At 66.6% G+C, this 21,737-nt stretch carries 22 protein-coding genes; 14 read left to right on the top strand and 8 right to left on the bottom strand.

The window, feature by feature from the left end; all coding sequences use genetic code 11:
- The first annotated feature begins 210 nt into the window (after window positions 1-210).
- From F791_RS0103395 to F791_RS0103370, 6 genes are all read left to right on the top strand, one after another.
- A complete protein-coding gene (locus F791_RS0103395; RefSeq protein ID WP_051075330.1) occupies window positions 211-462 on the top strand; it encodes an energy transducer TonB in 252 nt (83 codons plus the stop codon).
- Window positions 463-519: 57 nt separating this feature from the next.
- On the top strand, window positions 520-1,278 hold the full coding sequence (locus tag F791_RS0103390) for a MotA/TolQ/ExbB proton channel family protein (protein WP_018993785.1): 759 nt from the start codon (window positions 520-522) through the stop codon (window positions 1,276-1,278).
- A 2-nt stretch (window positions 1,279-1,280) separates the two neighbouring features.
- Window positions 1,281-1,697 carry a biopolymer transporter ExbD gene (locus tag F791_RS0103385; RefSeq protein ID WP_018993784.1) on the top strand — a complete coding sequence of 139 codons (417 nt, stop codon included), beginning with the start codon at window positions 1,281-1,283 and terminating at the stop codon, window positions 1,695-1,697.
- Window positions 1,694-1,867, top strand: a complete 174-nt coding sequence (gene hemP, locus F791_RS13410; RefSeq protein ID WP_018993783.1) for a hemin uptake protein HemP — start codon at window positions 1,694-1,696, stop codon at window positions 1,865-1,867. Before F791_RS0103385 ends, hemP begins: the two co-directional genes overlap by 4 nt.
- A gap of 102 nt (window positions 1,868-1,969) precedes the next feature.
- Window positions 1,970-4,141, top strand: coding sequence for a TonB-dependent receptor domain-containing protein (locus tag F791_RS0103375; RefSeq protein ID WP_019592178.1), 2,172 nt, complete (start codon window positions 1,970-1,972; stop codon window positions 4,139-4,141).
- Window positions 4,142-4,331: 190 nt separating this feature from the next.
- The gene (locus tag F791_RS0103370) at window positions 4,332-4,523 is read left to right on the top strand and encodes a hypothetical protein (protein ID WP_018137664.1); all 192 of its coding nucleotides are present in this window, start codon (window positions 4,332-4,334) and stop codon (window positions 4,521-4,523) included.
- A 144-nt stretch (window positions 4,524-4,667) separates the two neighbouring features.
- On the opposite strand, the gene F791_RS0103365 is transcribed toward F791_RS0103370, so the two are convergent.
- Window positions 4,668-4,931 (bottom strand): hypothetical protein, encoded by a 264-nt coding sequence (locus tag F791_RS0103365; RefSeq protein ID WP_018137665.1) that lies wholly within the window; start codon window positions 4,929-4,931, stop codon window positions 4,668-4,670.
- A gap of 237 nt (window positions 4,932-5,168) precedes the next feature.
- Here F791_RS0103365 and F791_RS0103360 point away from each other — a divergent pair, with 237 nt between their 5' ends.
- Window positions 5,169-5,840 carry a tetratricopeptide repeat protein gene (locus F791_RS0103360; protein ID WP_018137666.1) on the top strand — a complete coding sequence of 224 codons (672 nt, stop codon included), beginning with the start codon at window positions 5,169-5,171 and terminating at the stop codon, window positions 5,838-5,840.
- Between the two features lie 30 nt (window positions 5,841-5,870).
- Here F791_RS0103360 and F791_RS0103355 read toward each other — a convergent pair whose 3' ends face one another.
- From F791_RS0103355 to F791_RS0103345, 3 genes are read right to left on the bottom strand one after another with little or no spacing between them, the layout of a single operon-like run.
- Window positions 5,871-6,314, bottom strand: coding sequence for a hypothetical protein (locus F791_RS0103355; protein ID WP_018137667.1), 444 nt, complete (start codon window positions 6,312-6,314; stop codon window positions 5,871-5,873).
- A gap of 25 nt (window positions 6,315-6,339) precedes the next feature.
- Complete coding sequence (locus F791_RS0103350) at window positions 6,340-6,555, bottom strand: hypothetical protein (RefSeq protein WP_018137668.1); 216 nt, start codon at window positions 6,553-6,555, stop codon at window positions 6,340-6,342.
- A 59-nt stretch (window positions 6,556-6,614) separates the two neighbouring features.
- Window positions 6,615-7,739, bottom strand: a complete 1,125-nt coding sequence (locus F791_RS0103345) for a hypothetical protein (RefSeq protein ID WP_019592177.1) — start codon at window positions 7,737-7,739, stop codon at window positions 6,615-6,617.
- A gap of 89 nt (window positions 7,740-7,828) precedes the next feature.
- Between F791_RS0103345 and F791_RS0103340 the strand changes: the two genes are divergently transcribed.
- The 3 genes from F791_RS0103340 to F791_RS0103330 are packed head-to-tail and all read left to right on the top strand — an operon-like array spanning window position 7,829 to window position 9,517.
- Window positions 7,829-8,521, top strand: a complete 693-nt coding sequence (locus tag F791_RS0103340) for a hypothetical protein (RefSeq protein ID WP_018137670.1) — start codon at window positions 7,829-7,831, stop codon at window positions 8,519-8,521.
- Window positions 8,514-9,026: a YcgN family cysteine cluster protein gene (locus F791_RS0103335; protein WP_018137671.1), complete on the top strand. Its 513-nt coding sequence runs from the start codon at window positions 8,514-8,516 to the stop codon at window positions 9,024-9,026. Before F791_RS0103340 ends, F791_RS0103335 begins: the two co-directional genes overlap by 8 nt.
- An 8-nt stretch (window positions 9,027-9,034) precedes the next feature.
- Window positions 9,035-9,517: a gamma-glutamylcyclotransferase gene (locus tag F791_RS0103330; protein ID WP_018137672.1), complete on the top strand. Its 483-nt coding sequence runs from the start codon at window positions 9,035-9,037 to the stop codon at window positions 9,515-9,517.
- A 178-nt stretch (window positions 9,518-9,695) separates the two neighbouring features.
- Here the strand turns inward: F791_RS0103330 and recN are convergent, their stop codons facing one another.
- Window positions 9,696-11,357 (bottom strand): DNA repair protein RecN, encoded by a 1,662-nt coding sequence (gene recN, locus F791_RS0103325; protein WP_019592176.1) that lies wholly within the window; start codon window positions 11,355-11,357, stop codon window positions 9,696-9,698.
- A 7-nt stretch (window positions 11,358-11,364) separates the two neighbouring features.
- Window positions 11,365-12,243 carry an NAD(+) kinase gene (locus F791_RS0103320; protein WP_019592175.1) on the bottom strand — a complete coding sequence of 293 codons (879 nt, stop codon included), beginning with the start codon at window positions 12,241-12,243 and terminating at the stop codon, window positions 11,365-11,367.
- 112 nt (window positions 12,244-12,355) lie between these two features.
- Between F791_RS0103320 and hrcA the strand changes: the two genes are divergently transcribed.
- From hrcA to dnaJ, 4 genes are all read left to right on the top strand, one after another.
- Window positions 12,356-13,411 carry a heat-inducible transcriptional repressor HrcA gene (gene hrcA / locus F791_RS0103315; RefSeq protein ID WP_018137675.1) on the top strand — a complete coding sequence of 352 codons (1,056 nt, stop codon included), beginning with the start codon at window positions 12,356-12,358 and terminating at the stop codon, window positions 13,409-13,411.
- Window positions 13,412-13,536: 125 nt separating this feature from the next.
- Window positions 13,537-14,118, top strand: a complete 582-nt coding sequence (gene grpE / locus F791_RS0103310) for a nucleotide exchange factor GrpE (RefSeq protein ID WP_018137676.1) — start codon at window positions 13,537-13,539, stop codon at window positions 14,116-14,118.
- A gap of 139 nt (window positions 14,119-14,257) precedes the next feature.
- On the top strand, window positions 14,258-16,189 hold the full coding sequence (dnaK, locus tag F791_RS0103305) for a molecular chaperone DnaK (RefSeq protein ID WP_018137677.1): 1,932 nt from the start codon (window positions 14,258-14,260) through the stop codon (window positions 16,187-16,189).
- Between the two features lie 121 nt (window positions 16,190-16,310).
- The gene (gene dnaJ / locus F791_RS0103300) at window positions 16,311-17,462 is read left to right on the top strand and encodes a molecular chaperone DnaJ (RefSeq protein ID WP_018137678.1); all 1,152 of its coding nucleotides are present in this window, start codon (window positions 16,311-16,313) and stop codon (window positions 17,460-17,462) included.
- A 320-nt stretch (window positions 17,463-17,782) separates the two neighbouring features.
- On the opposite strand, the gene F791_RS0103295 is transcribed toward dnaJ, so the two are convergent.
- Both F791_RS0103295 and F791_RS0103290 read right to left on the bottom strand, forming a co-directional pair.
- Window positions 17,783-19,855 carry an EAL domain-containing protein gene (locus tag F791_RS0103295; RefSeq protein ID WP_018137745.1) on the bottom strand — a complete coding sequence of 691 codons (2,073 nt, stop codon included), beginning with the start codon at window positions 19,853-19,855 and terminating at the stop codon, window positions 17,783-17,785.
- Window positions 19,852-21,699, bottom strand: a complete 1,848-nt coding sequence (locus F791_RS0103290; RefSeq protein ID WP_018174587.1) for a hypothetical protein — start codon at window positions 21,697-21,699, stop codon at window positions 19,852-19,854. The genes F791_RS0103295 and F791_RS0103290 overlap by 4 nt, the downstream gene beginning before the upstream one ends.
- Between the last annotated feature and the right edge of the window lie 38 nt (window positions 21,700-21,737).

Here is a 21,737-nt window from a genome sequence, read left to right as displayed (position 1 = left end):
CCAGAACCAGAACCAGAACCAGAACCAGAACCAGAACCAGAACCAGAACCAGAACCAGAACCAGAACCAGAACAGACCAAGGATTCGGGAGCGGACTCTCGCGAGGACACGGACTTTGAAGATGCGGCGGACGCCGCCTCAGAGGGCGCGGCGGGTGAGCTCGACGCAGAGGATGAGCCGTTCGAGGAGCCTGGGTTCGGAGCGGATTATCTGGATAACCCGCCGCCCGACTATCCGCGTATCTCGCAGCGTCGTCGCGAGGAGGGGACTGTGATGCTGAGGGTTACGGTGTCCCCCGAAGGCGAACCGGTCCGCTGGGAGGTCGAGGAGTCCAGTGGTTACGACCGCCTGGACGAGGCCGCGCTGTCGGCCGTCGAGCGCTGGCGATTCGAGCCGGCGCGCCGGGGTGGTCGTGCCGTCGAGGCCGAGGTGGTGGTCCCGATGGAATTCCAGCTGCGCTAAGGCGGCCTGCCTCTTTTCAGCCGCACCCATCAAACGCAATGCCGAGTGCCAAGAGCCATGAGTGATTTCGACGTCTTTTATGTATTCCGTCACGGCGACCCGCTGCTGGTCGGGGTGTTCCTGACCCTGCTGGTGATGTCCATCGCCACCTGGGCGATCGCGGCCGGCAAGTTCTTCACATTGCTGGGCGTGCGCCGGCAAAACCGCCGGACGCTGGCCGCGTTCGAGGAGAGCCAGAGCGCTCGGCGCTTTCGCAACGTCGCGGGCGATTGCCGGGGGCCGCTCGCCTCGATTGCGCAGGATGGTTACCACGCGTTCGACCATTATCGCGGCGTGCGCGACGGCAGCGACAAGGCCGAGCAGCAGCTGGACGATCACGTGGTGCGCATGATCCGCCAGTCGATGGATCGCGAAAACCTGCGCATGCAGGCGGGCAATACGATTCTGGCCTCGGTCGGCAGTCTGGCACCGTTCGTGGGGCTGCTGGGTACGGTCTGGGGTATCCACGCGGCCCTGATCGATATCTCGACGGAGGCCAGTGTCTCCATGGACCTGGTCGCCGGCCCGCTTGGCGAGGCGCTGATTGCGACGGCGGCGGGCCTGGCGGCCGCGATCCCCGCCGTGGCGTTTTTCAATGTATTCAACCGCGCCCAGAGGCTGCAGCACCAGACGCTGGAGGCCTTCGCCCACGATCTGCATGCGCTGCTGATGCATTCGGATCTGCAGCCGGGACAGGCGCGCCGCTCAGATACGGCACCTGACCACCATGCCCAGGCTGGCACGTCCGCCGGGGCCGGGCTGCCCCAGGGGGTATAAGCGTGGCCTTCGGACGTCTGGGCGACAGCAACGAGCCGATGTCGGATATGAACGTGATCCCGCTCGTGGACGTGATGCTGGTGCTGCTGGTGATCTTCATCATTACCGCGCCGGTAATTACCCACTCGGTGGAGCTGGAGCTGCCCCAGGCGACCAGCGAGCCCGCAGACGAGCTGCCGGACAGCGTTACGCTCTCGCTGGACGGGGATGGCGAGATCTACTGGAACAATAGTCCGGTCTCGTTGAGCCGCCTGCCGGAACGCCTGCGCGAGACGGTCGATCAGCAGCCCGATGTCGCGATCTATCTGCGCGCGGACCAGGACACGCGCTACGAGCGGCTGGCTCGGGTGATGGCCGAGGTGCGCCAGTCGGGCGTGACCCGCATGGCCTTTGTCTCCGAACCGGAGGCTGAGCGGTGAACACACGAGACGGAACCATCGGCTCATCATCCTCGCGCCTGGCCGCCGGCCCGCGCGAGGTGGCCAGCGAGGACCTGCTCGGTGCCGCGCGTCAGATCCGTATCCGGCACCGGGGCGAGTGGTACACCCTACGCCAGACCGCCAACGACAAGCTGATTCTGACCAAATAGGTCTTTTCACAACCCGAACGCCAGCCAGCGAGAACCCGGTTCGAGCCAGCCAGCCTCCCGGCCCCGCGAAGGGGTCGACCTTGATACCAGGGAGACTGCGTCATGCTCGAAACCACCCGCAAGACACCGCTGCTGGCCGGGATCGCCAGTGCCGCCCTCGGCTTTCCGTTCGTTGTTTCGGCTGTCCACGCCCAGGAGGCGGTGCAGGCCAGCCCGCCAGAGGAAGAACAACGCCTGGCACCGGTCGTCATCACGGCGGGCGGTTTCGAGCAGGATCTCGAACAGGCGCCGGCCAGCATCTCCGTGGTGACGCGCGAAGAGCTGGAGCGCCGCGAGGTCACCAGCCTCGCGGATGCACTGCGCGGGGTCGAAGGGGTGAACGTGCGCTCGCTGGATGCCCGCAGCGGCAAGACCGGCAATCAGACGATCAGCCTGCGCGGCCTGCCCGAGGAATACACCCTGGTGCTGATCGACGGTGTGCGCCAGAACGTCTCCGGCACCGTGGCCCCGAATGCATTTACGGATGCCTCCAGCGTGTTCATTCCGCCGGTCGCAGCCATTGAGCGGATCGAGGTGATTCGCGGCCCGATGTCCACCCTGTATGGCTCCGACGCGATCGGGGGCGTGGTCAACATCATCACCCGCCAGCCGGGTGACGAGTGGGAGGGCTCCGCAACGCTGGGGCATACGTTCCAGTCGGATTCCGACTTTGGCGGCTACTCCACCCTGGAAGGCTATCTTGCCGGCCCGCTGGTGGACGAACGCCTGTCCATGCAGCTGTATACGCGTCTGTACGAGCGCTCGGCCTCCAGCATCGACATCCCCGGCACCGAGCCCAGCCTGACCGACAACCGCACCATGGGGCAGAACCCGACGAGCGCGAATGTCGAGACCTTTGGCGGTCGCCTGCTGTTCACACCCAATGCGCAGGATGAATTCTCCCTGCGGCTGGATACCACGCGACAAAGCTATGACAACTCGCGCGGACAGCTCGGGCGCCTGACGGGCACGGGCGATTCACGCGAGGACTTCCTGCGCGGCTATTCGCGCGACCTCGAGTTCCAGCGGGATCAGGTGCGTCTCGGCCATCGGGGCGATTACGACTTCGGGACCTGGGAGACCACCCTGACCCAGGATCGGGTGGAGACGCTCGGGCGTACGATCAACGAGGGGGCCGTTCCGGATGCCTCGCGCGAAGGCGCGCCGCGAACGCTCCGGCTGGACACCACGATCCTGGATACTCAGGTGGTCACGTATCTGGATGACCACGTGCTGACGGTCGGGGGGCAGTATCTGCGTCCGAAGCTGGAAGACGGCATCCTGCCGGATTCGCTGTCTTTCTGGCAGTACAGCCTGTTCGTCGAAGACGAGTGGTTCATGACCGACCGGTTCACCCTGACCGGTGGTCTGCGGTTTGACGACAATGAAAACTTCAGCAGTCAGATCACGCCGCGCCTGTACGGGGTGTTCAGTGCGACGGACACCGTCACGCTCAAGGGTGGGATCGGTCAGGGCTTTCGCGCCCCGTATATCGAGCAGATCACCGGCGGGGTGATCGGCTATGGCGACGGTGGCTCCACGCCGCTGTTCGGCAACCCGGACCTGGAGCCCGAGCGCAGCACCAACGTCGAGTTCACTGTCGCCTATGACAACCGCCAGGATTTCTCGGCCCAGGCGACCGTGTTCCGCAACGAGCTCAAGGACAAGATCGAACGTGGCACCGGGGCCAATGAAGGCATCGACGTAAACATTGGCGAGTCCGTAGTGCGGGGGCTCGAGCTCTCGACGCGCTACCGCTTCGCACCCGACTGGGCGTTCTCGGCCAACTACACCTGGACGGACAGCGAGGTAAAACGGGGCGGGACCGCCGCCAGCAACGTCGGCGACCCGCTGGCCAGCGTGCCCGAGCACATGCTCAATGCCCGACTGGACTGGCAGGCGACCCCGCGGGTCGAGGCCTTCGCCGAGGCCGAGTACCGCTCCAGCGCCTTCCGCCCGCGCAATTATCACGAGCCGCAGGACGGTGGCAGCGCGCAAGGCGCCTACGATGCCCTGGGAGATTTCCACGGGTTCACGATGGTGAACGTCGGTGCGGCCTACCACATCTCCGAGAACGTCACGCTGAACGCGACGATCTACAACCTCTTCGACAAGGACTTCAAGGACTACCGGCCGTATGCCCGGGAGGACACCGGAGAAACCACCTTCAGCAATGTCTACAACAACATCTACGAGCCCCGGCGGCTGTTCGTTTCGCTGAATGCCCGTTTCTGATCGGTTGCCACCGGGCCCGCCGAAAAACCGGACGTCGATCACAGTGTGGCAGGGCAGGTGCCTGGAGCGGCGATCATTCCGGTTTGCCGATGGTCCCAACGCCCGAGTCCAGCAAGCGGCGGTCCTCGACAGAGGTCGCCGATTGGACTATCTACGAGAAGGATCCATTTTCCGGTAAAGGAGCGAACCGATGCTCAACAAGTCTCGACTGACGATTTTCTTCCTGGCGCTGATGCTGGCGCTGGGCGGTGCCAGCCTCGCCGGCTGTGACAACCAGGGCCCGGCCGAAGAGGCGGGCGAAGACATTGATGACGCCATGGATGATGCCGGCGATTCGATGGAAGATGCTGGCGAAGAGATGGAAGACACCTTCGACAACTGATCGTTAGTTGTCAGGTTTTCTGATCCAGAAGGGCAGCGGCCATTGTCGCTGCCCTTTTTGTTTGCGGTGTTCGATGCAGTCGGTCGGACATAAAAAAGGAGGGGCCTGGCCCCTCCTTTTGCGTGCTTCAGGCAGGTGACAGGACTAGAAGTCCTGTTCGCCACCCTCGTCCGCGGGCGGTTCCATGCTGCCTTCTTCATCCGGCATCTGGCCGCCTTCCTGCGGGGGTTGCTGCTGTTGCATGCCCTCATCCGCCGGCGGTTGCATCGGCTCGCCACCACCTTGTTCCTGCTGCTCCATTTGTTGCTGCTCGAACTCTTCCATGTCCATGTCGCCTTCGCCGCAGCCGACCAGCAGGGCGAACGGGGCGATTGCGAGCGTCGCCAGAATTCCAGTGGATCGTTTCATAATGCCTCTCCTCGTTGTCCGAAGGCTTTGGGTGAGTCGTGCGTGAAAACACTCTGCTTTCCGTGCAGGGGACAACAACCGTTTTTATGAGTTCGACCCGATTTTTCGGCGCGTCCCTGGCTGTGCCGGCCGTCACGAAAGACTGTGTGCCAAATCGCCCTCTACATGAGGGGGCGTTAAAGTGAACTCACTACTACCCGGAGGGTCCCGGACAATACCGGGTTCGCAGGACAGACGATGGCTGATACTCCAGAACTGGAAAACCTCGTGGAGCAGGCCCGCAAGGCCTGGGGGCGCGGCGATATCGAGGCCGCGATCGACGGCTGGCGCGCCGGTGCCGCAGCTGGCGATGCCCGCTGCGCCTATAACCTGGGCGTCCTGGCCGACGAGGGGCAATATCAGCCGCGCGATCCGGAAGCGGCCGCGCGCTGGTACCGCCGGGCAGCGGAGGCCGGCTTTCCGGATGCGGCCTTCAATCTCGCCGTCCTCTACGAGCAGGGCGATGGCGTCGCCCCCGATGCCAACGAGGCCGCCCGCTGGTTTCACGTAGCGGCCGAGCGCGGCAATGCCCAGGCGATGTTCAATCTCGGGCTCAAATTCGACGAGGGGCGCGGGCTGCCTCAGGACGCCGAGCAGGCCGCGCAGTGGTATCTGCTGGCAGCCGAGGGCGGCGAGGGCCGGGGTGCTGCGAATCTGGGGCGGCTGTTCGCGATGGGCGAGGGCGTGGAGCGCTCGGACGTATCGGCGTTCAAGTGGTACGCGATCGCCGCCGAGATGGGTGTGGCCAACGCAGCCCGCTATCGCGAGCGCGTGGCCCGGGAGCTGTCTCCCGACGAGCGTTTGCATGCGGGCGAGAAGGCTCGCGAGTGGTTACAAAGCCAGGGGCAGCCGGTGACGCGGCTGCAATAATCGGCGGGGTTGGTGCTTCAGGTGGCGTTACTAGACCACCACGTTAAGTTCGCGCCGTGGCTCCTCGGTGGGGCCTGCCAGGCGCACGGCCAGTTCCACCCGGCGGCGCAAGGCCTCGACGCCGTCCTGTCCCAGCGAACTGCCATCACGAATCGCTGAATCGTCCTGCGTGTCGCCATCGCGGCGCATGCGGGCCGCCTCCTGCTCGGCGCTGATGCGCGCTCGGCTCGACAGTTCCTGTTCGGAACGCGCGCCGAACTCCAGTGAGCGGTCACTCTGATCGCCACCGCGGCGATCGCTATCCTGCTCCGCATCGTCCTCGATCGGGCGGCGGGCCTCGCCGGCCTCGGGGTCGTTCAGCGGGCGGTCAAACTCCGCGGGTGCCGAGGTCTGGCCGAGTCCCAGGCGATCGGAACCGGTCGGCCGCGTGCCGAGCGGGACTGCCGCCGAAGGATTGCTGACTGGGACTTCCATCGTCCGCCTCCCGGATTCCGCCGTCTCAGGCGCGCACGTCCAGCAGCGAGCCGATCATGCGATCTTCGGCCTGAAGGGTTTTCACCGAGGCCTCGACCTGATTCTGGCTCGCGATCATGCCGACCTGTGCGGTTGTGCTTTCGCGCCCGCCGGCCGGTTCGGTGGCCACCGTATGCGCCTGCTGGCGCAGGCTGGTGACACCGTTCTGGATGCCCGTCAGGGACGCGCTGCCATCGATCATCGGGTGAATCCGTTAAATGAACGTCTTGAAGATTATAGATCAATTACTTGGAAGACGCTTCATGCGTTGGCGAGACTGCCGGTCAGGGCATCGCGAACGGTGGAGCGGGCATTGGCCTGGCGCTGCTGCCATTGCGTCAGATCATCGCGTCGATCCTGTGCGGTCCGGCCCTCGGCCAGGCGTGCGAGTACCTCGTCGGCCACCTCTTCCGGCGTGCTGCCGCGCGAGACCAGGCCGGTGTGCTCGGCGGCCATCCGCAGGCGGGTGGCGGCATCCGGCCGAGCCGGGTCGTCCGCCGGGCCGCAGACGACGGCACTGCCGTGGGCCAGGGGCAGCCCGAGGTCCGGCGGCGTCTCGCTGGCGGCCAGTGTGCCGCCAGGCAGGGTGATGTGCGCGCAGCCATAGGCCGAGTGCAGGGTCTCGGGATCCTCGATGTAGTACACCCGGTTCTTGCGCGGCACAAAGGAGGTCATGAAGCGGTTGTGGCGGATGATCGGGAGTGAGTACTTGATCGCGTCGCGGTACACCGGCTCGTGGCGTTCGCGGTCTGCCGGCGCCAGCAGCAGGATCGCGGCGGTCTTGCGCAGCACGGCGAACAGCACCGCGAACGCAAAGGCCTCTTCGCCGGGCCCCGTGTTGGGGGCGAGCAGGATGGGGTGCCCCTTCTCGTGGTATTCGCGAAAGCGTTCGCAGAAGTCCGTGTCGGGCGCCGGGGCCGGGGGCAGCTCGACAGCCCCCGCGATCGGGTCGCCGATCACCTGTGTCCCGGGCGCGTTACAGGCCTGATCGCGCGCGGCGAAGATCCCGGCCCACTCGACGCCGGCAGGTGCGTCGCCCTCGGCGTTCATCCAGAGGCGAGGCGCGGTGATCGCGGCGAGTGGCGAGCCCAGTTTGCCAACCGGGCCGATGACGACCACGGCCCGTGGTTGCAGACGTGCCAGGCGCTCCCGGGCCAGGTCCGGTGGCAGCGCCACTGCGGGCCGGTCATCACCCGGGTCGGACAAGTCTCCATCGCGTTCGGCATCGGTTACGCCGAGCGTTAGCGGGCCCGCCTTGCTGGCCAGGTCGTCCAGCCAGTCGCCGGCGGCCAGCAGGGTCTGTTTCGGGGCCAGCACGACGATGCGACCGGCACTGCCGGCAGGCACGGAGCGGGCGGTGATCCAGGCGGACAAACGTGAGAACATGGCGGGCTGTCATCCGGTGGTCAACGGGAGGGCCGGCATTATACGAGAGCCGGCGCGTCGGGGCCGCCTCGCGTCGGGGAGTGCAAGGCATGCAGATACGCTGGATCGTGGGACTGATCGCGATGGCCGTGATCATGGCGCTGGCGATGTGGGTCTATTCCAACCCGGGCGGTCAGCGTACCCAGCAGTTCACCGACCTGCCCTGGCAGGTACAGGTGATCGACGAACAGCGCACCCGCGTGCTGGGCATTACGCTGGGTGAATCCACCATGGCGGACCAGATGGGCCGTCTGCCGGTGCCGGATATCCGCCTGTTCGTGGACCCGGACGGCAGTCGGTCAGTCGAGGCCTATTACGTGAACGCGCGCATCCCGCCATTCGAGACGAACCTGGTGCTGCGCCCGGATCTGGACGAGGCCGACCTCGATCGCATCGAGTCCCAGACGACCTCCGATCGGCCGATGCCCAGCGGGGCATGGCGCTACGGGCTGAGCGACGAGGCACTCAGTTCACTGGGCAATGTGCCGATCGTCGAGATGAGCTACATCCCCCGCGCGCGCTGGACCCACGACGTCCTGGAGGAACGCTTTGGCGAGCCGGCCGAGCGCATGCAGATCGATTCCGACCACAGCTACTGGCTTTATCCGGATCGTGGCCTGGCCATCATGGTGCCGCGCCGAGGACGTGTATTGATGCACTTCGTGACCCAGGAGCGCTGGGCCCAGACGGTGAGTCGCTTGCGTGATGAAGGACGGCGCATGCTCGGCGAGGATCATGAGTGATCCAGTCGACGGGGCCCCGGTCCCGTTCTGGGAGCGCCCGCTCGAGACGCTGAGCCACGCCGAGTGGGAGGCCCTGTGCGATGGCTGCGGCCGCTGCTGCCTGCACAAATTGGAAGACGAGGACTCGGGCGAACTGGCCTTTACCTGGCTGGCCTGCGATCTGCTCGACTGCGAGACCGGCGCCTGTTCGGACTACGTGAACCGGCGCAACTTCGTGCCCGACTGTATCCAGCTCACCCTGGAAGACCTGCCCAACTACCACTGGCTGCCGCCCACCTGCGCCTACCGGCTGCGCTTCGAGGGCCAGCCGCTGCCCACCTGGCACCCTCTGCTGACCGGCGATCCGGAGACGGTCAAGCGCGCCCGCGTCTCGGTGGCCGGAAGGGTCATCCGAGAGTGTGATGCCCCGGATCTCCCCCTGATCGACTACGTGGTCGACTGGCCCGGCCAGGTGCCGGAGTCCGCGCGCCTGTGGCGCCCGGTGGTACGGCTCTCGCAGGAGTAGGCATCGGTATGGCGGCGTTTGTTGACCTGTTCGTGTACGGGACGCTGAAGCAGGGCTTCGCCAACCACCGCGCATTCTGCGCGCGGGCCCTCCGGATTCGTACGGCCAGCATCGCGGGGTCGATCTATGACCTGCCCGTGGGCTATCCCGCCGTGCAGGTCCCTGGCAGCAGCATTCTCCTGAAGGCCGGTCAGGACCCGGCCCGTGACGCGGGGCGTCAGCACCGCTTTCGGGGTCTGACGCAGCCAGTCCCGGAGGGGACGCAGGGGCTTGTGCACGGCGAGTGGATTCGCCTGCCCGATCCGCCACGGACCCTGCCACACATCGATGCCCTCGAGGGCGTGCGCGCGGACGGCCGCGGGGAGTATCGCCGTGCCCTGGTGCCCGCCTGGACCGAGGAAGGCCCGGCGGCCCTCTGGGTCTACTGGATGCCACGCCTGCCGCCCGGCGCGCGCCATCTGGCGGACGGCACCTGGCCGGCGCGGCCCTGAACCGTATGGCCCACTCACTGGTGGTGATTCTGTAGCGTCCGCTCCACGATCCGCGCGGGGTGTAGGATGCGGATGAGCGCAGCGAATCGCATCATTGGGGCTGAAGCAGGTTCCACGCTTGAAGCGATTCGCTGCGCTCATCGCATCCTACGCTTTGCCTTGTGGTCTGAGTGCCGGATTATCCAGCAGCGGCGAGGAGTTCGCGGGCGTGGGTGCGGGTGGTCTCGGTGAGCTGGGTGCCGCCGATCAGGCGGGCCAGGGCCTCCACGCGGCGCTCGTCGTCCAGGGGCTGGATGGCGGTGCGGGTGCCGTCCTGGCCGTGCGACTTCTGCACCTCCAGCTGCTGGTGGGCCTGGGCGGCGACCTGCGCCAGGTGCGTCACGCACAGCACCTGATGGCGCTCGCCCAGGGTGCGCAGCTTGCGCCCGACGACCTCGGCGACCGCGCCGCTGATGCCGCTGTCGACCTCGTCGAAGATCAGCGTGGGCACGGTCTGCTGCTGGCTGGCCAGCACCTGTAGCGCGAGCCCGATACGCGAGAGCTCGCCGCCGGAGGCGACCTTTGCCATCGGCTGGGGGGCAGCGCCGGGGTTCGCGGCGACTCGGAACTCGATGTGATCCACGCCGTGCGCCTGCGGCTTGTCGGCGGGCTCGATCGCGATCTCGAAGTGGCCGCCGGCCATGCCCAGCTCCTGCATGGTGTCGGTGACTGCCTGACCGATGCGGCTGGCGGTCTGCTGGCGGGCCTGGCTCAGCGCCTTGGCGGCCGCATCAAAGGCGGTACGGGTCTCCTGTTCGCGCGCCTCCAGGGCCTCGAGGGTCTGGTCGCCGTTCTCCAGGGCGTCCCGCTCGGTCTGCAGTTCGTCGTGCAGGCCCGGTAGGGCCTCGGGATCGACGCGGTGCTTGCGCGCCAGGCGCAGGTACTCGCCGACGCGCTGGTCCAGCTCGGCCAGGCGCTCCGGGTCCAGTTCGATGCCGTCGGCCAGCCGGCGCAGGGTGTCGCCAGCCTCGTCGATCTGGATGCGCGCGGATTCCAGTAACTCGACAGCCGGGTTGACCCGTTCGTCGTGCTGCGCGGCGTCCTGCAGTGCGTGCAGCACATGGCCGATCTGGGCATCGAGTCCGGCGTCGTCCTCGATCTGCTGGCTGGCGGCCTGCAGCGCGCTCAGCACCTCGGTGCCGTGGGCGAGCTGGTTCTGCTCGACCAGCAGTTGTGGGTACTCGTCCTGTACCGGGGCCAGTTCGGCCAGCTCGGTGGTCTGGAAGCGCAGCAGATCGAGGCGGTCGGAGGTGTCGGCCTGGCTCTCGCGGGCCTGCTCCAGCGCCCGGGCGGCCTCGCGCCAGGCTTGATGGGCCTCGCGCACGCGGGGCACGCGGTCGCCTTCGAGGAAGCCGTCCAGCCAGTGGCGCTGGGTGTCGCGCTGCAGCAGCTGCTGATGGGCGTGCTGGCCGTGGATGTCCACCAGCCACTCGCCCAGCGTGCGCAGCTGGCCGACCGCGACCGGGCGGCCGTTGATCCAGGCGCGACTCTTGCCCTGGCGGGTCAGGACCCGCCGCAGGAGCACCGCGTCGTCATCGGGGTCCGCCAGATCCTGTTCCGCCAGCCACGTGCTGGCCGGGCCCGTGTCGGGCAGGGCGAACTCCGCGGACAGGTCGGCCTGCTCGGCCCCCTCGCGCACCATGCCCGCATCCGCACGGTCGCCCAGCAGCTGGCCGATCACGTCGATCAGGATGGATTTGCCGGCCCCGGTCTCGCCGGTCAGGGCGCTCAGGCCCGTGTCCAGCTCCAGTTCCAGCCGGTCGATGATCGCGAAGTCGCGGATGCTGATCAGTCGCAGCATGGCGGGATCAGGGCTGCTCGCCCCAGCGCAGCTTGGTGCGCAGGACGCGCAGGAAGTAGTGCTCGCGCGGGTGGATCAGGGTCAGGTTGCGCTCGCGGCGGCGGATGCGCACCAGATCGCCGGGGGCAAAGTCGATGTTCTCCTGGCCATCCAGCGCAATCTGGGCCGGCGACCGGCTCCCGCTGGACAGGCGAATCTCCACCGTGGAACGGCCGCTGACCACCAGCGGGCGGTGGTTCAGGCTGTGCGGGCAGACGGGGACCATGACCATCGCGTCCAGCTGCGGGGTCAGGATCGGGCCGCCAGCGGAAAGGGCGTAGGCAGTGGAGCCGGTGGGGGTGGCCACGACCAGCCCGTCGGCCCGCAGGCGGCCGATGTCCATGCCGTCGATCGCGGTGTCGAATTCGATGATGCGCACCACGCTCAGCACGTGCAGCACCACGTCGTTGAGCGCGATGCCTTCGTGGATGGTGACACCGTCGCGGATCAGCTCGGCCTCGAGCATCGCGCGCGGTTCCAGCTCGTACGCGCCATCAAGGACCTCGCCCAGCTCCTCGCAGGCCGTCTCCGGCGAGACGTCCACCAGGAAGCCCAGCCGCCCGAGGTTGATGCCGAGTACTGGGGTCTCGTTGTCGGCAATCCGCCGGGCCGTGGCCAGCAACGTGCCGTCGCCGCCGATTACGACCAGCAGATCGGCGGCCTCGGCGAGTTCGACCAGGGGGAGCAGGGCGATGTCGTCCGGACGGTCGAAGCCGGGGATGTCCTGCTCCATGTGGACCTGGCGGCCGCGCGAGCGCAGCAGCTCCACTAGCCGTGCCACCAGTGGGCCCGTGCGCGAGTCGCTGGTCTTGCCCACCAGCCCGATCGTCTTGAATTCCGGCATCATGGCGGCATTATCCGGAAAAGGGCGGGGGACTGCATCCGCGGTTTCTTGACGTCTCCCGGTGCGGATCGAACACTGGGCATTGTTACTCGCCCCCATGGAGCGCTGATCACCGATGGAAAACGCCGCGATCAATCTGGATGCCAGGGCCCGTACCCTGCTGCGGACCCTGATCGAGAGCTATATCCGCGACGGTCAGCCGGTCGGCTCGCGCACCCTCGCGCGCACCTCCGGGCTCAAGGTCAGCGCGGCCACGGTGCGCAATGTGATGGCCGATCTCGAGGACCTGGGCCTGATCCAGGCGCCGCATACCTCCGCCGGGCGGATCCCGACCGCGAGCGGCTACCGCCTGTTCGTCGACAGCCTGCTCGAGGTGCGCGAACCAACGGTCGAGGAGATCCGCGCGATCCAGTCGGGTTTCGACCCGAACGCGACCACCCAGGACTTGATGGGCGCGACCTCCAACCTGCTGTCGCAGGTGACGCGCATGGCGGGCATGGTGCGTCTGCCGCGCCACCGTAACGTGGCGCTCAGCCAGCTCGAGTTCCTGCGCCTGGGCGAGCGCCGGGTGCTGGCGATCCTGGTGATCGACGGCAAGGAGGTGCAGAACCGCGTACTGGAGCTCGAGCGCGACTTCGATCAGGACGACCTCCAGCGCATGGCCAACTACCTGAACGCACACCTGGCTGGCAAGAGCCTGCACGCGGTGCGCGATGCCCTGCTGCGCGAGATGCGCGACGTGCGCGAGAACCTCGATGCGATGATGCTGGCGGCCATTGATCTGGGCGAGAAGGCCGTGGCCGGCGAAGACCCGGACGATGTCGTGGTGGCGGGCCAGACCCACCTGCTCAGCTACGAGGAACTGGCGGACATCGATCGCCTGCGCCAGTTGCTGGAGGCATTCAACGAGAAGCGCGAGATCCTCGGGATTCTGGATCAGTGCATCCGCAGCGACCGGGTACAGATCTTCATCGGGCGCGAGTCCGGGCTCGACTGGTTCGAGAACTGTTCGGTGGTCACCGCCCCCTACAGTGTCGACGGGGAAGTGGTCGGCGTGCTCGGGGTGATCGGGCCTACGCGCATGTCCTACGATCGCGTGATTCCGATTGTGGATGTGACCGCGCGCCTGCTGGGTTCGGCGCTTGGCGACCCGGTCCACGACACGAAATAGTCGGACGCCCTTGAAACCGCGCAGGGTGCCCCCAGAGTCCCGATAGTAAAACCGAATTGATCCGCGTGTGCCGCCCGTAGGGTCCGGCATGCGTTTTACTTTTTCACCGATTCTACGAGGCAGACATGTCCGATCAGCGTGAACCCCAGGAACCGGCGGAAGCATTCGAGGCCGCGGATTCGGAGCACACCCAGCCCGAGGGCGACGAGGCCGTTGAGGGTGTCGATGCCCGCCTCCAGGAGCTCGAGGCCCTGGCCGAGGAACGCCGCGACCAGGCCCTGCGCGCTCAGGCGGAGCTGGAGAACCAGCGCCGGCGCTTCGAGCGCGAGCTGGAGAACGCGCACAAGTACGCGATGGAAAAGTTTGCCTCCGAGATGCTGGAGGTGGGTGACTCCCTGGAGATGGGCCTGCAGGCCGCCCGCGAGTCCAAGGATGTCGAGCGCATCATCGAGGGCGCCGAGCTGACCTTGAAAAACCTGAACCGGGTGTTCGAGAAGTTCGGCATCCAGGCCGAGGACCCGACCGGCGAGCGTTTCGACCCGGAACGCCACCAGGCGATGTCCATGCAGGAAGATCCGGAGAACCCGCCGAATACCGTGGTGGCGACCATGCAGAAGGGCTACCTGTTGCAGGACCGTGTGCTGCGCCCGGCGATGGTCGTGGTCTCCAAGGCGCCCACCTCGCCCAACATCGACGAGAGCGCCTGACCCGGTCTCTCCGGGCCGTTTTCGGGGCGCGTGACACGGCGTCCCTTGAAAACGCGGCCCGGGGCCCCAGATTCCCGTACAAGTTGGCAGAGAGTCGTTCTCTGCCGAGCAAAAATTTTCGCATCAGGAGAATTCAGCCATGGGCAAGATCATCGGTATCGACCTCGGGACCACCAACTCCTGCGTCGCCGTCATGGAAGGCGACCAGGCCAAGGTCATCGAGAACGCGGAAGGCACCCGCACCACCCCGTCCATCGTCGCGTTCAGTGAAGATGGCGAGGTGCTGGTCGGCCAGTCCGCCAAGCGCCAGGCGGTTACCAATCCGCAGAACACCATCTTTGCGGCCAAACGCCTGATCGGGCGCAAGTTCGATGAAGGCGAGGTCCAGAAGGACATCAAGCTCGTCTCCTACAACATCGTGAAGGCCGACAACGGTGATGCGTGGATCGAGGTGCAGGGCAAGAAGATGGCCCCGCCGGAGATCTCCGCGCGTGTGCTGCAGAAGATGAAGAAGACCGCCGAGGACTACCTGGGCGAGACGGTGACCGAGGCGGTGATCACCGTCCCGGCCTACTTCAACGACTCCCAGCGTCAGGCGACCAAGGATGCCGGCAAGATCGCCGGGCTCGAGGTCAAGCGCATCATCAACGAGCCGACCGCGGCCGCGCTGGCTTACGGCATGGACAAGCAGCGCGGGGATCGCAAGATCGCCGTGTATGACCTGGGTGGCGGTACCTTCGACGTCTCGATCATCGAGATCGCCGAGGTGGACGGCGAGCACCAGTTCGAGGTGCTGGCGACCAACGGCGATACCTTCCTGGGTGGCGAGGACTTCGACAACCGCCTGATCGACTACCTGGTCGAGGAATTCAAGAAGGACCAGGGCATCGACATCAAGGGCGACCCGCTGGCGATGCAGCGCGTGAAGGAGGCCGCCGAGAAGGCCAAGATCGAGCTGTCCTCCAGCCAGCAGACCGAGGTCAACCTGCCGTACATCACGGCCGACAACACCGGGCCGAAGCACCTGGCGCTGAAGATTACCCGCGCCAAGCTGGAAAGCCTGGTCGACGACCTGGTCAAGCGCTCCATCGAGCCGTGCAAGGTCGCGCTGAAGGATGCCGGCCTGTCCGCCTCCGAGGTGGATGACGTGATCCTGGTCGGCGGTCAGACCCGCATGCCCAAGGTGCAGGAAGCGGTGCAGTCCTTCTTCGGCAAGGAGCCGCGCAAGGACGTGAACCCGGACGAGGCCGTTGCGGTGGGTGCCGCGGTGCAGGCTGGCGTGCTGGGTGGTGACGTCAAGGACGTGCTGCTGCTGGATGTGACCCCGCTGTCGCTCGGGATCGAGACCATGGGCGGCGTGATGACCAAGCTGATCGAGAAGAACACCACCATCCCGACCCGGGCCAACCAGGTGTTCTCCACCGCCGACGACAACCAGACCGCGGTGACCGTGCACGTGCTGCAGGGCGAGCGCGACATGGCCAGCGCCAACAAGTCGCTGGGCCGCTTTGACCTGCAGGACATCCCGGCCGCGCCGCGCGGTGTGCCGCAGATCGAGGTCACCTTCGATATCGACTCCAACGGTATCCTGAACGTCTCGGCCAAGGACAAGGCGACCGGCAAGGAGAACAAGATCGTGATCAAGGCCTCCTCCGGCCTGTCCGATGAGGAAGTCGAACAGATGGTCAAGGATGCCGAGGCCCACGCCGAGGAAGACAAGAAGTTCCAGCAGCTGGTCGGCGCGCGCAATCAGGCCGATGCCCTGGTGCACTCGGCCGAGAAGTCGCTGAAGGACCTGAGTGACCAGGTCTCCGACGACGAGCGTTCCGCGATCGAGGCGGCCGTCGCCGAGGTGAAGAAGGCCATGGAGGGTGACGACGTCGAGGCCATCGAACAGTCCACCCAGAAGCTGGCCGAGGCCTCCGGCAAACTGGCCGAGAAGGCCTATGCCCAGGGCGCAGATGCCGCAGGCGAGGCCGGGGCCGAGCAGGCCGGTGGCGAACAGCAGGCCGACGACGTCGTGGACGCCGAGTTCGAGGAAGTCGACGACGACCAGAAGAAGCAGGGCTGATGCCGCAGCCGGCGGGGCTTCGCGTCCTTCCGGTCCTGTTTGAACGCCGCGCCCGGGGTACTCGTGACTCCGGGCGTTTGCGTGAAGGCATTCCGCGTTCGCGCGAACGATCTACCTGGAAATGACCATGTCACAACGCGACTATTACGAGGTGCTGGGCGTCGCCAAGGACGCCTCGGCCGCCGACATCAAGAAGGCCTTTCGCCGCCTGGCGATGAAGTACCACCCCGATCGCAATCCGGGGGACGAGGAGGCCGAGGCCAAGTTCAAGGAGGCGCGCGCTGCCTATGACGTCCTCAGTGACGACCAGAAGCGTGCAGCCTACGACCGCTACGGACATGCCGGCGTCGATGGTGGGGCCGGGGGCTTTGGTGGTGGTGCCGGGGCCTCCAATTTCTCGGACATCTTCGAGGATATCTTTGGCGACATCTTCGGGGGTGGCGGTGGCCGCGCGCGCGGTTCGCGCGCATTCCGCGGCTCCGACCTGCAGTACAACCTGGACCTGACCCTGGAGGAGGCCGTATTTGGCACCGAGGTCAAGATCCGCATCCCGACCACCGTCTCCTGCGAGGCCTGTGACGGCTCGGGTGCCGAACCGGGTACTTCGCCGGAGACCTGTCCGACCTGTAACGGCGTGGGCCAGGTGCGCATCCAGCAGGGCTTTTTCTCGGTGCAGCAGACCTGCCCGCGCTGCGAGGGCTCGGGCAAGATCGTCGCCAGCCCCTGCAAGGCCTGTAATGGCAACGGCCGGGTGCAGGAGCAGAACACGCTGGACGTGAAGATCCCCGCCGGGGTCGACAGCGGTGACCGCATTCGCCTGGCCGGTCAGGGCGAGGCCGGGGTCAACGGCGGCCCGCCGGGGGATCTCTACGTGCAGGTGCGGGTCAAGCCGCACAAGCTGTTCCGCCGCGACGGATCGGATCTGCACATCGAGGTGCCGATCTCGTTCGCCACCGCCGCACTCGGTGGCGAACTGGAGGTCCCCTGCCTGGACGGCCGGGTGAAGCTGAAGGTGCCGGCCGAGACGCAGACCGGCAAGCAGTTCCGCGTCGGTGGCAAGGGCGTGCAGTCCGTGCACGGGGGGGGTGTCGGCGATCTGATCTGCCGGGTGACCGTGGAGACCCCGATCAACCTGACCAAGGAACAAAAAGCGCTGCTGCGCCAGTTCGAGGACTCGACTCAGGCGGGCGGCACCAAGCACAGCCCGCAGGCGCACTCCTGGCTGGATGGCGTGAAGGGCTTTTTCGAGGACCTGAACTTCTGGTCGAAATAGGCTAGGGAAACACTGATTTAATCGCACGTCCGCGCTCGAGTCGCTTTTGCGTGCGAACAAGGCGCGGTGACTGCGGTGCAGTCGTTCTGCACAAGGGAACCGCAACGCCGTGCGCGCGCCCGTTTTTGATAACAACGGGCGGCCGAGCCCCTGCCTTCAATGGCTTGTGGGGTTGGTGCCCCCTGTTCCCCGATCCTGCGTTGCGCCCCGCATTCATCAAAAACGGGCGGGTAGAACCACTACCCGCTGCACGACGCGCCTTGTCTCGGAAAACAGGGGGCACCAACGCGGACGTGCGATTGAATCAGCGTCTCCCTAGGTCAGGTCGCCTCGAAGTCGAACGTCGGTTTGGCCAGGGGCGACTGGATGAAGTACCCCTGCACCAGGTTGACGTTCAGCCCGTACAGTACGGCGAGCACGCTGGCATCCTCGACGTGCGGCACGATCACCTGCTTGCCCTTGGCGTGCGCCGCGTCGACGTACTCGCGGATCGCCTCCTGGTTTTCCTCGTTCTCCGCCAGCCCCTCGACGAACGAGGGGTCGAGCTTGATGTGATCGGCCTCCAGGTGCTGCAGCAACTGGAAAGGGTTCAGGCCATTGCCGAAGTCGTCGATGCACAGGTGGCTGTGCATCTCGACCAGGCCGCGCGATACTTTCATCGCCGGCTTCAGGTTGGTGACCACGGTCGGCTCCTTGAGCTCGACCACGACGTTGTCGGCCGGGATGCGCAGGGCGTGCAGGTCATCGTTGAGCCAGCTGACCACAGTCGGGTCGCCCATTGAGCCGGTGCCCAGCTTCAGGAAAAACTGGGTCTTGGGCTGAGCCTTCAGGCACCCGGCGAGTTCGCCCAGCGCGGTCTTGACGATCCAGCGATCCACCGCCGGGGCCATGCCCGTGCGTTCGGCCGCAGGCAGGAAGGCAGATGGCTCGTGCAGGTGGCCGTCGGCGTCGCGCAGGCGCACGAACACCGAATAGCGCGGCCGGTCGTTGCCGTGCAGATGCACGATCGGCTGGAAGCGAAGCTCCAGGCGGTCATGGTCCAGGGCGTCCTGGATGCGCAGCTTCCACTGCTGGTCGGCCTGGCCCTGGGTCAGCTCGCCTTCGGCCGGGTGGTAGAAGCGATGGACGCCGCCGCCGGCCTCGACCGCCTCCTCCAGCGCCCGGTGGGCCTGGTCGAGCAGATCCTCCGTGCTGGGGGCGCTTTCGTCGGCGATCACGGCGCCGGCCGACAGGGTGCAGTTGGTCGACGACTGGTTGAGTTCGAAGACATGCCCGGTGACGGCCTGCATCAGGCTGTGGATGCGCTCCTCGACCTCCTGGCGGCGGGTCTCCGGCGCCAGGACACCGAAGTGTTCGCCCTCCAGACGTGCGGCAATGGCGGGTTCGGGGAAATGATCCTCGATGACTTTGCCCATGTCGGCCAGGAGCAGGTCGGCGGCCGACATCCCGACCTTCGCGCGGATCTCCGCGAAGCGGTCGACTGCCAAGGTCAGCAGGGCGAAGGGTTTCTCCGTCTCCTCGGCCCGGGTCTGAGCGCTCTCGATTGTGGACAGGAAGTGCTGGCGGTTGTACAGACCGGTGACCAGATCGCGCTGCGATAGGAAGTCGATTCGCTCCGCCAGCTCGGGGTCTTCCTGGCTGGCTTCCAGCTGGAGCTGGGTGCAGGCCTCGCCCTCCACGCTTGCGGCGGACAGGCGCAGGTCGGCCTCGAATGGCAGGCCATCGATACTCTGCAGGTGGAAGTGGGCGCGAGCCGTATCGCCTTCCTCGCCATTCTGGAAGCGGCGCAGCAGCGCCTTCATCTCGCCGCGGTTATCGGCCGTGACCAGGTCCATCAGTGGCAGCCCGTCGACCTCGTCCGGATCCTCGATACCGAAGCGTTCGCGCCAGGAGGCGTTGGCGTACAGGTGCATGCCCTCGTGGACATACGCGATCGCGTCGCGCGAGTTATCGAGCAGCAACTGGCAGCGGTTCTCCGACTCGTGCAGGGAGGCCTCAAGACGCTGGACACGCTGGCGCAGGCGCCGTTGTTCGGCCGCGCGGATGGCCATCAGGCTCGCCAGTTCCACCTGTTCGTGATCGACCACGGCGAAACTCCCGGCCTCGTAGTCCAGGACACGCTCGGGCTCCGGACGCTCGGTCAGCAGGACCAGCGGGATGCGGCGCCCACTGTCGCGCAGGGCCGTATCGACCACCTCTCGCGAGAGCACGAGACCGGGCTCGATCAATACGACCACGTCGTGTCGCGTGTTCTCCAGCGCGTTGATCAGGTCGTCCTGGGTCTCGACCTGCTCCGGGCGTACCGCGCTACCCCGCGTACGAATGCTGCTGATGACTTGCTCGGCGAGGTTCGGATTCGCCGTGACAAAGAGGATTCGGATGGTTTCGCTCATGCGGGTCCATTATTGCGTTCGCGCGGTGTGAGCGACAGCCCGGGCTGGGCCTGGTCAGTCACCGCTTCATTGGCTTCCATGTCATCGGGAGGCGGTTCTCCCAGCGTCAGATCGGTCATCCGGCAGCCAGTTTCGGTAAACAGTGTCGTACCGGTACGCTCGCTGTCCAGTGCCAGGACACGCGGGCGGCCCGCCAGCCAGCATACGACGCGGCTCTCGTGGTCGAACACCTGGGCCGGCATGAACAGCGCCGCCCCGCCACGATCCCTGCGCAGCGAGGCAAACAGACCCGGGTGCGCCGGGCCGGCCGCGCGGCCATTGCGGTACTCCTGCAGTTGCACCGGCAGGCCGCGCTCGGCGAGAAATTCCACCCCGATGCTGATCTCGATGTCGCTTTCGTAGCGGATCCAGCGCAGGACCCCGATGGTCCAGTAGTGGTCGTCGGGGTGGCGCAGGGCGGCCAGGTCGCCAATCAGTAGTGACTGGCGGGGCTGGGCCAGCCGCAGGCGCAGTCCGCCCGCCCCGATGTCGTCCACGGTCCATTGCTCGGGGGGGTGCCGCTTGGTGATCGGGGTGCGGGGTTCGTCCGGACGGTCACTCTCCAGCCCGCGGCCGACGTTTTCCCAGGCGGCTGCGGCCGTATCGGGCGGTCCCTCAGCCAGTTTGCGCAGTTCCGACGGTGGCCGGTGTGGGCTCGCGGCATCCACCAGGGCGAAGTCCGAGCCGCGCTCGGCGGCGGTGGACATGTGGTAAACGCCCACCCGATCCGTGTCCCGGGTGACCCCGCTGGGGAGGGGCGTATGCGATGTGTCGCGCTTTCGTTCCTCCAGTTCCTCGCACAGGAAGTGCTGGATGCGCTTGATCCCCAACAGGCACAGGCGGTGCTGGCCCTCGGTGGTTTCGCGCGAATGCTGGCGGGTGGGCAGCTGCGACCAGAGCCGCAGCAGGCGTTCGGTCAGGCTGCGCTCGTCCGGGCGCCGGTGCGGTTCCAGGCGGCGAGGCGCCTCTCGCAGCTGCTCCAGCACCGGCCCGAGTTCGACACAACAGTCACCGTGCAGCCGCGCGTGCTCGCGCAGTGTCAGCCCCGGAGGGTGGGCGCTGTCGAGGGCCGCACACAGGACCGGGAGGTCGGGGTGCGGGGTCGCGGACAGCCCTTCGGCGCAGGACAGCGGCAGACGGTCCAGCCAGCGAGCCAGCAGGTCGACCTCGCCCACCTCCAGGGCATTGGGGTCGCTGCCGCCCAGCAGCATCAGACGTGCCGCCAGGGTCTCGACCGGGGACATGGACAGGGGCCCATAGCGAGGCTCGTCGCGCGGCTGTGCCTGCGCGAGGTTCTGTGCGCGTGCCCATGACAGGAGGGCGTAGGTACGCTGCCAGAAGTCATCCGGGAGCGGTTGATACAGGCGCCAGTGGTGTACGGCCTGGGCGGCGCTCAAGGCCAGGGCGGCCTGCAGCGCACGCGCACTGCGTTCGCTCTGCCCGTGGTGTTCACGGGCAATCAGGAGCCAGGCGGTAAGCAGGCTGTCCAGTGCCTCGGCCTGTTCGCGCGCGCGCTTCAGGCTGCGCGCTCCCAGGGGGAGCATGCGCTGGGAAAGGGATTTCCCGGTCCGCTGTAGCAAGGGCAGCAGGGGCTCCTCCAGCAGGGTGATCAGCGAGTAACGAACCCCGGGTTGCAGCGCGAAACTGTTCAGTTCTCTCAGGGCCTGACGCAGATGGGAAAAGGCCGAGTCCGGGTCGGCCGACGGGAGCGCTCGACACCACTGGCGCAGGCTGCGCGGCTGGCGATGCGGGAAGCTCTCGGGGCCGGCCGTGCGGGTGGGCAGTTTGGGCAGGGTGTCGGTCATGAGTGGGTCTGGAGGTTGCACCGTTAGTGGCCGGGCAT

The organism is Thioalkalivibrio sp. ALRh (genome assembly GCF_000381425.1).
Lineage (GTDB): Bacteria > Pseudomonadota > Gammaproteobacteria > Ectothiorhodospirales > Ectothiorhodospiraceae > Thioalkalivibrio.
Note: the sequence above shows the minus strand (reverse complement) of the source record. Positions and strands in the feature narration are given on the sequence as shown.

What these genes read in the sequence shown, in the direction of transcription:
- F791_RS0103345 (WP_019592177.1), bottom strand. Translation starts at nt 7,739, where the DNA reads ATGTTCTCACGTTTGTCCGCCTGGATCACCGCCCGCTCCGTGCCTGCC.
- F791_RS0103290 (WP_018174587.1), bottom strand. Translation starts at nt 21,699, where the DNA reads ATGACCGACACCCTGCCCAAACTGCCCACCCGCACGGCCGGCCCCGAG.
- hrcA (WP_018137675.1), top strand. Translation starts at nt 12,356, where the DNA reads ATGGAAAACGCCGCGATCAATCTGGATGCCAGGGCCCGTACCCTGCTG.
- dnaJ (WP_018137678.1), top strand. Translation starts at nt 16,311, where the DNA reads ATGACCATGTCACAACGCGACTATTACGAGGTGCTGGGCGTCGCCAAG.
- F791_RS0103355 (WP_018137667.1), bottom strand. Translation starts at nt 6,314, where the DNA reads ATGGAAGTCCCAGTCAGCAATCCTTCGGCGGCAGTCCCGCTCGGCACG.
- F791_RS0103365 (WP_018137665.1), bottom strand. Translation starts at nt 4,931, where the DNA reads ATGAAACGATCCACTGGAATTCTGGCGACGCTCGCAATCGCCCCGTTC.
- F791_RS0103330 (WP_018137672.1), top strand. Translation starts at nt 9,035, where the DNA reads ATGGCGGCGTTTGTTGACCTGTTCGTGTACGGGACGCTGAAGCAGGGC.
- recN (WP_019592176.1), bottom strand. Translation starts at nt 11,357, where the DNA reads ATGCTGCGACTGATCAGCATCCGCGACTTCGCGATCATCGACCGGCTG.
- F791_RS0103340 (WP_018137670.1), top strand. Translation starts at nt 7,829, where the DNA reads ATGCAGATACGCTGGATCGTGGGACTGATCGCGATGGCCGTGATCATG.
- F791_RS0103375 (WP_019592178.1), top strand. Translation starts at nt 1,970, where the DNA reads ATGCTCGAAACCACCCGCAAGACACCGCTGCTGGCCGGGATCGCCAGT.
- F791_RS0103335 (WP_018137671.1), top strand. Translation starts at nt 8,514, where the DNA reads ATGAGTGATCCAGTCGACGGGGCCCCGGTCCCGTTCTGGGAGCGCCCG.
- F791_RS0103320 (WP_019592175.1), bottom strand. Translation starts at nt 12,243, where the DNA reads ATGATGCCGGAATTCAAGACGATCGGGCTGGTGGGCAAGACCAGCGAC.
- F791_RS0103390 (WP_018993785.1), top strand. Translation starts at nt 520, where the DNA reads ATGAGTGATTTCGACGTCTTTTATGTATTCCGTCACGGCGACCCGCTG.
- F791_RS0103360 (WP_018137666.1), top strand. Translation starts at nt 5,169, where the DNA reads ATGGCTGATACTCCAGAACTGGAAAACCTCGTGGAGCAGGCCCGCAAG.
- dnaK (WP_018137677.1), top strand. Translation starts at nt 14,258, where the DNA reads ATGGGCAAGATCATCGGTATCGACCTCGGGACCACCAACTCCTGCGTC.
- F791_RS0103295 (WP_018137745.1), bottom strand. Translation starts at nt 19,855, where the DNA reads ATGAGCGAAACCATCCGAATCCTCTTTGTCACGGCGAATCCGAACCTC.
- F791_RS0103350 (WP_018137668.1), bottom strand. Translation starts at nt 6,555, where the DNA reads ATGATCGATGGCAGCGCGTCCCTGACGGGCATCCAGAACGGTGTCACC.
- grpE (WP_018137676.1), top strand. Translation starts at nt 13,537, where the DNA reads ATGTCCGATCAGCGTGAACCCCAGGAACCGGCGGAAGCATTCGAGGCC.
- F791_RS0103370 (WP_018137664.1), top strand. Translation starts at nt 4,332, where the DNA reads ATGCTCAACAAGTCTCGACTGACGATTTTCTTCCTGGCGCTGATGCTG.